The 9,099-nt window shown below is 67.6% G+C and carries 6 protein-coding genes and 1 pseudogene; all 7 read left to right on the plus strand.

The features are described 5' to 3' along the window. Positions 1-294 (plus strand): annotated as a pseudogene (locus tag IP90_RS16390) (methyl-accepting chemotaxis protein); the annotation flags it as partial. A 585-nt stretch (positions 295-879) separates the two neighbouring features. Continuing rightward, positions 880-1,653, plus strand: coding sequence for a flagellar brake protein (locus IP90_RS16395; RefSeq protein ID WP_144900748.1), 774 nt, complete (start codon positions 880-882; stop codon positions 1,651-1,653). Positions 1,654-1,728: 75 nt separating this feature from the next. Continuing rightward, entirely contained in the window at positions 1,729-2,217 is a 489-nt protein-coding gene (locus tag IP90_RS16400; RefSeq protein ID WP_144900749.1) for a chemotaxis protein CheW, read from the plus strand. A 157-nt stretch (positions 2,218-2,374) separates the two neighbouring features. Further along, positions 2,375-4,975 carry an EAL domain-containing protein gene (locus tag IP90_RS16405; RefSeq protein ID WP_144900750.1) on the plus strand — a complete coding sequence of 867 codons (2,601 nt, stop codon included), beginning with the start codon at positions 2,375-2,377 and terminating at the stop codon, positions 4,973-4,975. A 2-nt stretch (positions 4,976-4,977) separates the two neighbouring features. Next, positions 4,978-6,465, plus strand: a complete 1,488-nt coding sequence (locus tag IP90_RS16410) for a diguanylate cyclase (protein ID WP_144900751.1) — start codon at positions 4,978-4,980, stop codon at positions 6,463-6,465. 120 nt (positions 6,466-6,585) lie between these two features. Further along, entirely contained in the window at positions 6,586-6,984 is a 399-nt protein-coding gene (locus IP90_RS16415) for a hypothetical protein (protein ID WP_199753523.1), read from the plus strand. 85 nt (positions 6,985-7,069) lie between these two features. After that, positions 7,070-9,099 (plus strand): methyl-accepting chemotaxis protein (locus IP90_RS16420; protein WP_277874229.1); only part of this gene is annotated, 2,030 nt, incomplete at its 3' end.

Below are 9,099 nucleotides of genomic sequence, written 5' to 3' on the forward strand. Positions count from 1 at the left end.
GCCGGCATCGAACAGGTCAACCAGACCATCACCCAGATGGACGAGGTCACCCAGCAGAACGCCGCACTGGTCGAGGAAGCCTCCGCCGCCGCACGCTCGATGGAAGAACAGGCCGGCGCCTTGAGCCAGGCCGTGTCGGTGTTCGTGATGGCCGATGCACCGGTACTACGCCGGTCGACACCGACCGCGCCCATCGCACCGCAGCCGATGAAAAGGCCGCAACCGCGCGCGAAGGCCGTCGTCCGTCGTCCGGAACCGGCACTCGCCGGCGGCGGCGACTGGCAGGAGTTCTGACTGAGCGGTGAGCATGGCAAACGCGAACGGCGAACTCTCAACCCCGCTTGAAAATTGCAGATACTTCGGACTCCGAAGCTAGAAGGCCGCTAGAAGTAACGGTCATCCACGTCACTCCATAGACCCGGAGGGCGGCGGCCATGGATGGCCGCCGTTTTCCGACCGAGCCATGGATGGCGAGTCGGAAAATCCCCGAGGACCACAACGCGCAACGCTAGCTTTGATCGGGGAAGGGCCTTCTCTTTGGTTACTTACTCTTGGCCCCATCAAGAGAAAGTGACCCGACTGCGGGAGCAGGCGGAAAAGCCGACCTGAAAGGTCGGCAAACGCTTCGCAACTCCGACAGCAAGAGCAAAGTCACTGGATCCCGGCTTGCGCCGGGATGACGAGCAAGAGCAGCAGGTCGCTGGTCTCTTGATCCGCCATCGCACATGACGCGATAGCGCTCAGCGTCTTCCACAAACGCTAAAGAATCCGCCGCCCCGCACGATATGGGTAGTAACGGCATCCCATCCGCGCCACGACGTTGCGTATGGAATCCCGCGTCTGCGCAAGCAGGCTCACCCACTCTCCACCGGCTGCTGCATGCCCCCCACCGACCCGTCATTCGTCGACGAAACATCCCGCGAGGACGAGGGCCGATACCTGCTGCGTGGTCGTCAGGACATCCGCCAGGCCCTGCAGTGGCTGGTCGACAGCAAGGCCCTGGTCAGCGCCAGCCTGTCGCCCGGCAACCGCACGTTTCCGACCGCGGTGCTGCGCGTGGCCGACGACGATACGCTGCTGATCGACGGCAGCGCCGACGACAGCGTCAACCGCAGCATCCTGCAGGCGCACCACCTGACCTGCGTGGCGCAGCCGGACCGCATCCGCATGCAGTTCCAGCTGCATGGCCTGGCCGCACTCGACATCGACGGACAGGTCGCCTTCCGGGCCGCGCTGCCCGAACGCCTGATGAAACTGCAGCGGCGCGAGCTGTACCGGTTGAAGGTGCCGGTTTCGCAGCCACTCAAGTGCACGGTCACGGTGCCGGAAGCCGATGGCGAAGACCGCGTGCTGCAGCTGCGCGTGATCGACATCAGCTGCGGCGGCGTGTCGCTGGCGCTGCCGGCGACCCTTGGCGAGGCGTCGCTGCCGCGCGAGCTGGACGACTGCCTGCTGCACCTGCCGGAGGCTGACGGCATCGCCATCGGCCTGAGGGTGCGCAGCCTGTCGCGGCAGCTGCAGCCCAACGGCACCGAAACCACGCGTGCCGGCTGCCAGTTCTCGCACCTGCCGCGCGGCGCGGACGCCGTCATCCAGCGCTACATCTTCCGCATGGATCGGCAGCGCAGCGCGCGCGAGCGCGGCAATGGCTAAAGAAAGCGTCGTCGCGGCCGATCTGGAACAGGCATGCGCATACCGGCACGCCCATTCCGCCGCAGGAGCCCCGCAATGATCGAAAAGAGCCCCACCGACACCGCTGCCGCCGGCGAATTCCTGAGCTTCGCGCTGGGCAACGAGCACTACGGCGTCGACATCCTCAAGGTGCAGGAAATCCGCGGCTACGACGCCGTCACCCGCCTGCCGGACGCACCGGACTACATCAAGGGCGTGATCAACCTGCGCGGCACCATCGTGCCGGTGATCGACCTGCGCCTGAAGCTGCGCATGAAGGACGCACGCTACGACGCGTTCACGGTGATGATCGTGCTCAATGTCGAAGACCGCGTGGTCGGCATCGTGGTGGACAGCGTCTCGGACGTGATCCCGCTGGACCAGGACCAGATCCGGCCGACGCCGGAATTCGGCGTGTCCGTCGACACCCGCTTCATCTCCGGCATCGGCACGCTGGAAGACCGCATGCTGATCCTGCTGGACATCGAAACGCTGATCGACAGCGCCGACATCGTGCAGCCGCAACTGGCCGACATCGCCGCCTGACCGCGGCCACGTGCCGGGTCCCACGCTCGCGCCAGGCCTTCCGGAACGCATCAAGTTGCCGCGATCGCGGCCGATACAGGTTGAGGTCCGGCGCCCGCATGCGCCGGACGGCCCGCTGCGCCGGGAATCGCGGCTGTCATCCATGCCAGGGAACCGCATGCCACGTCCCGCCATCCAAGCAGGCTTCTCGCCGCTGGCGCCCGCCGATGCGGGCTACGAGTTCATCGTTCAGACGATGGAGCAGGCGGCGGACGCGGTGGTGGTCATCGACGACGAAAGCCGCATCGTGCTGTTCAATGGCGCCGCCGAAACCCTGTGGGGGCGCACGCGCGGCGAGGTACTGGGCGCGAACGTCGACCTGCTGGTGCCCATGGCGCTACGCGACGTGCACGACGGCTTCGTTTCGCGCAGCCGCAATGCCGGTGCCGACCACATCGTCGGCCGCAGCCGCGATGTCGACATCGAACGCAGCGACGGCAGCCGCTCGATCGGCTCGATGTCGATCTCCAGGGTCGCGTTCGACGGCCGCGTGTTCCACACCGCCTTCATCCGCGACGTCAGCGCGCAGCGTCGCGAACAGGAACGCATGCAGCAGCTGTCGCTGGTCGTGGACAACAGCGACAACGCCATCTTCGTCAGCGACGCACGGCGCAAGGTCGGTTACGTCAACAGCGGATTCACGCGCCTGTTCGGCTACACGCTGGAGGACCTGCGCGATCGCAAGCCGAGCGAACTGCTGTCCGGGCCGCGCACCGATCCCGACCTGGGCAAATCGATCGATGCGGCGCTGGCCACCGGCAGCGGCCTGCAGACCGAAGTGCTGCTGTATGCCCGCAGCGGCCGGCCGCTGTGGATCTCGGCGGTGGTCAATCCGGTGCGCGACGCCGACGGCAGGCTGACCGCGCTGGTCAGCGTGCTGACCGACATCACCCAGACCAAGATGCACCAGGTGCTGCACCACAAGGTGCTCGACGCGATGGTGCGCGAGCTGCCGATGATCGACGTGATGACGCTGATCTGCCGCGAGGTCGAGCACATCGCGCCGGAACTGGTGGCCTCGATCATGACCGTCGATGGCGACGGCCAGCTGCATCCGCTGGCCGCGCCCAGCCTGCCCAAGCACATGATCGCCGGCATCGACGGCGTTGCGATCGGGCCACGCGCCGGCTCCTGCGGCACCGCCGCATGGCGCGGCCGGCCGGTCATGGTGCGCGACATCGGCAGCGATCCGCTGATGGCCGACTACCGGCATCTGCTGCTGCCGCTGGGCCTGGCCGCGTGCTGGTCCAATCCGATCAAGTCCAGCAACGGTCGCGTGCTGGGCACCATCTCCTTCTACTACCGCGAATCACGCGAGCCCGACGCGCTGCACCTGCGCCTGGTCGACACCTGCCTGCACCTGTGCGCGCTGGCGCTGGAACGCGAGCAGACCAACGAGCGCGTGCACCAGCTCGCCTTCTACGACACGCTGACCGGCCTGCCCAACCGGATCATGTTCAGCGCGCGCGCGGAGCAGGCGCTGGCCAATGCCGCGCAGACCCAGGCAACGGCCGCATTGCTGTTCATCGACCTGGACCGCTTCAAGCTGGTCAACGACACGCAGGGTCATGCCGCCGGCGACGGCCTGCTGCGCGACATCGCCGCGCGCCTGCGCGAGGAGATGCCCGGCGCCAACATCATCGGCCGCCAGGCCGGCGACGAATTCGTCGCGCTGCTGCCGCAGTGCAGCGCCGAACAGGCCGGCAGCATCGCCGAACGCCTGATCGGCGCGATCGCCGCGCCGGTGCCGGTCGGGTTGATGACGCTGCATCCCAACGCCAGCATCGGCGTGTCGATGTTCCCCGACGACGGTCGCAACGTCGACATCCTGGTGCGCAACGCCGACATGGCGATGTACCGCGCCAAGAAGGATGGTGGCGCCTGCTTCCGTTTCTTCAGCGCCGACATGAACCGCATCGTGCAGGAACGCGTGTCGCTGGAAACCGCGCTGCGCGAAGCGATCCGTCTGGGCCAGCTGCAGCTGCACTACCAGCCGCAGGTCAGCGGCAACGGGACGCGTGACTTGCATGGGGTCGAGGCGCTGCTGCGCTGGCAGCATCCGGAGCTGGGCATCATCGCACCGGCGCAGTTCATACCGATGGCCGAGGAATGCGGCCTGATCGACGAGCTGACCGGCTGGGTGCTGGGCCAGGCCTGCGCGCAGCTGGCGCACTGGCGCCGCGACGGACTGTCGGTGCCGCGCGTGTCGCTGAACATGTCGGCGATCAATTTCCGCGACACCGACCTGTCCGCGCAGGTGGCGCGCACCCTGCGCGAGCACGGCCTGGCGCCGGACGACCTGATCATCGAGATCACCGAAAGCACCATGCTCGATCCGGATCCGGACGTGCTGGGCAACCTCGAGGCGATCTATGCGATGGGCGTGCGGTTGTCGCTGGACGACTTCGGCACCGGCTATTCCAGCCTCAGCCACCTGCATCGCCTGCCGATCTACGAACTGAAGCTGGACCAGAGCTTCGTCAGCGACATCGACAGCAGCGCGATCGCAAGGACGCTGATCACATCGGTGCTGCGCATCGGCGAAAGCCTCGGCATGGCGGTCGTGGCCGAGGGCGTGGAAACCGGATCGCAGCAGCGCTTCCTCGCCGAACAGGGCTGCCCGATCCTGCAGGGCTTCCTGTTCTCCGCGCCGATGCCGGCGGACGAACTCGGCCGCTGGCTGCAGGGCAACGACCTGGCGGCGGCGGGAAGCAACTGAGCATGGCCAGCGCCGCCCCTCCCGCCGGACATGCGCACGCGCGATCCCTGCATTGCCCGCATCTGGCCTATCCGCGGCGCCTGTACCTGCTGCGTGGCGTCGGGCTGGGTCTGCTGCTGTTGATGCTGGCCGCGATCCTGCACCATCGTCAGGTGCCGTGGACGGCCTGGCTGGGACCGCTGCTGCATTGCCTGCTGTGGCCGCATGTCGCGTACCGGCTGTGGTGTCGCTGGCCCTACCGCCGCACCGCGCGGCACCAGCTGTTGCTGGATCATTTCCTGGTCGGCGCGTGGACGCCGTTGATCGCCTTCAACCTGCCCGCCAGCGCCATCGCGCTGGCCGCGATCCTGGCCATCGGCACGACCCTCGGCGGCGCGCGCGTGGCCTGGCGCGGGCTGGCTTGCCATGCTGCCGGCGTCGTCGCCGGCCTGCTGGTGTACGGCGTGCACGTGCAGTTGCGACCGACGCTGGAATACGTGCTGGCGTCGCTGCCGTTGTTGCTGCTGCTGCCGGCCGGCATCGGGCATTTCAGCCACCACGTCATGGACCAGCTGCAGCGCCGGCACGTCGAACTGGAACGGCAGGGATCGCATGACGGATTGTCGGGGCTGTTCAATCGCAGCCACTGGGAAACGGCGGTGCGCACCGAGTTCTCGCGCAGCCGACGCACCGGACAGCCGGCCACGCTGATGCTGGTGGACCTGGACCACTTCAAGCAGGTCAACGACCTGTACGGCCATGCGGCCGGCGACCAGACCATCCTCAACTTCGCGAACCTGCTGCGCCGCCACCTGCGCGATTTCGATGTGCCCGGCCGTTACGGCGGTGAGGAATTCGGCATCCTGCTGCCGGACACCACCTCGTCCGAAGCCCTCGCCCTGGCCAATCGCCTGCGCGAGTCCCTGCATGCGCAACCGGTGCTGGCGGACCACATGGTCACCGCCAGTTTCGGCATCGCCGAACTGGTCGTCGGCATCGACAACCACAGCGCCTGGATCCGCGCCACCGACCGCCTGCTGTACAACGCCAAGTACAGCGGGCGCGACCGCATCATCGTGCGCGGACGCGAGGACCAGGCCGGCGGCGGCGCGACCGACCGCACCACGCTGCGTCCGGCGATGTCCTCGCGCGAACCGGAGGTGCTGTCGCAGCTGCTGCAAGGCATCGACATCAGCGGCACGCCGATCGCGATGTTCGACCCGTCGGACCGGCTGGTGCTGGCCAACGATGCCTATCTGGCGCTGCATTGCCTGCCCGGCGGCGTCGACCGCTACGCCGACATCGTCCACCACTGCCACCGGCAGCGCTGCGGCCCGGTCATCGATGCCGACAGCGCCGACGAGTGGCTGCAGCGGATCGCAGGCGTGCGTCGCAGCCAGCCATGGCGGGCATTCCGGGTCGACACCTACGACGGCCGGTCGCTGCGCGCCGCGGAAACCTGCTTCAACGACGGCTGGATCATCGCCTCGTTCGTCGCCGTCGGGCACTGAGCCGGATCGATCGCCATCGCCCGCGCCATGGCGGGCCGCTCAAGTTTTGCGTGAGCGCGCCGATCTCGTTATCCGAGTCGTATCCATGCGCACCGCGCGCCGCCCTTCCGGAGATCAGTCATGAAGACCGCCACCGTTTCCCTGTCCCTGGCCCTGGCCATTTCCGGCTTGACCCTGCCGTCGCCGGTGCATGCCGCCGATGCCATCACCGACGCGATCCCGGCGGACAACGCGCCGCGCTTCACCGGCCGCTCCGGCACCGTCTGCGGCAAGGTCGAGCGCGCGCGCTACGCCGAGAAGACCGAAGGCGAGCCGACCTTCCTGTACATGGGCGGACAGTTCCCGCGCCACAAGTTCACGGTGCGCATCCAGGGCGCCGACCGCGCGAAATTCAACCCCGCGCCGGAGTCGCTGGAAGGCAAGGACGTCTGCGCGATCGGCCAGATCGAGCCGGACAGCTCGCGCGCCGAGATCGTGGTCACTTCGCCGAGCAACCTGAAGATCGCGTCGATGCGCTGACGTCCGCGTCGCCGGTCGCACTGGCGCCCGGCGGCATTCCTTCGCGCGGCTGCGGCCGCCTTGCGCTCGACCAAGGAAAGCCTCCATGCAGTGGATCAAGAATTCCCGACTGACCACCAAGCTGATGCTGGCATTCGGCATCGTCCTCGTGCTGATGCTGGTGCAGGGCATCGCCGCCTGGCGCGGCCTGCATTCGCTCAACGACGTCACCACCGGAATGGCCGGCAACACCCTGCCGACGGTCAAGACCGCCGGCGACATACGCAGCCTGATCGGCGAGTACCGCGGCTCCAGCTTCACCGGCCTGGTCAATGCCAGCGAAACCGTGAAGGCCGATGCCCGCAAGCGTTCGCAGCAGACCCAGGCCGACATCCTGAAGAAGATCGCCGCCTACCGGAAACTGGTCAGCAGCGCGCAGGAAAAGCAGCTGTTCGAGCGCTTCGTCGCCGACTGGGGCAAGGCCTACCAGTCCTACCAGGACGTCGACGAGATGCTGCAGCTGCAGTTGCCCGACGACGCCCTCAACACCTACATCGGCGATACCTACGCGCTGCACAGTCGCGCCGCGCAATCGCTGACCGCGGTGATCGCGGAAGTCGACCGGCAGGCCAACGCGGCACGCAACGACGCCACCGGCACCTACCGCTCGTCCAGCGTGATGCTGCTGGTGATGCTGCTGGTCGGCGCCGGCGCCGGGCTGGCCATCGCCTGGTTGTTCGCGCGTGCCATCGCCCGTTCAGTCGGCGAGGCGGTGCGCGTCGCCAACGACGTCTCCAACGGCAAGCTCGACGGCAGGATCGACACCTCGCGCAAGGATGAAGTCGGGCAGCTGCTGGGCGCGATGCAACGCATGCAGTCGCAGCTGCAGTCGGTGATCCAGGCGCAGGGCGAGATGGCGCGGCTGCACGACGAGGGCCAGATCAGCTATCGCATGGACGACAGCGCCTTCCCCGGCGAGTACGGCCGCATGGTGCGCGACACCAACGCGCTGGTCGCCTCGCACCTGGAAGCGATCGGCAATGCGCTGAAGATCATGCAGCGCTACTCGATCGGCGACCTGAGCCTGGACATGGAGCAGCTGCCGGGCGAGAAGGCCAACCTCACCGAGACCATGCACACCACCAAGGCCAACCTGTCGGCGATCAACGCCGAGATCAAGCGCCTGGCCGGCGCGGCGGCTTCCGGCGATTTCGCCCAGCGTGGCGACGTCGGCCAGTACCAGCACGACTTCCGCGACATGATCGCGGGACTCAACCAGCTGATGGAAACCACCGAAGGCAACCTGGCCGAAGTGTCGGAACTGCTGCAGGCAATCGCCCGCGGCGACCTGACCGTGCGCATGGACGGCGACTTCCACGGCGTGTTCGCCCGCATGCGCGACGATGCCAACGCCACCGTCGCCCAGCTCACCGACATCGTCGGCCACATCCAGGACGCCTCGGTCCACATCAACACCGCCGCCTCCGAGATCGCCTCGGGCAACGCCGACCTGTCCAGCCGCACCGAACAACAAGCCGCCAACCTCGAGGAAACCGCCGCCTCCATGGAGGAACTGACCTCCACCGTGCGCCAGAACGCCGAGTCCGCCCGCCAGGCCAACCAGCTGGCCATCGGCGCCGCCGGCGTGGCCTCCAAGGGCGGCGACGTCGTCGGCCAGGTCGTCACCACCATGCAGGACATCGAATCGTCCTCGCGCAAGATCGCCGAGATCATCTCGGTCATCGACGGCATCGCCTTCCAGACCAACATCCTGGCGCTCAACGCCGCCGTGGAAGCGGCCCGGGCCGGTGAGCAGGGCCGCGGCTTCGCCGTGGTGGCCAGTGAAGTGCGCACCCTGGCGCAACGTTCCGCCGGGGCGGCCAAGGAGATCAAGGGCCTGATCGAGACCTCGGTGGACAAGGTCGCCGACGGCTCGCGCCTGGTCCACCAGGCCGGCACCACCATGGGCGAGATCGTCGCCTCGGTGCAGCGGGTCACCGACATCATGGCCGAGATCTCCGCCGCCTCGCAGGAGCAGTCCGCCGGCATCGAACAGGTCAACCAGACCATCACCCAGATGGACGAGGTCACCCAGCAGAACGCCGCACTGGTCGAGGAAGCCTCCGCCGCCGCACG

This window comes from Luteimonas cucumeris, assembly GCF_007830035.1.
Classification (GTDB): Bacteria; Pseudomonadota; Gammaproteobacteria; order Xanthomonadales; family Xanthomonadaceae; genus Luteimonas_C; species Luteimonas_C cucumeris.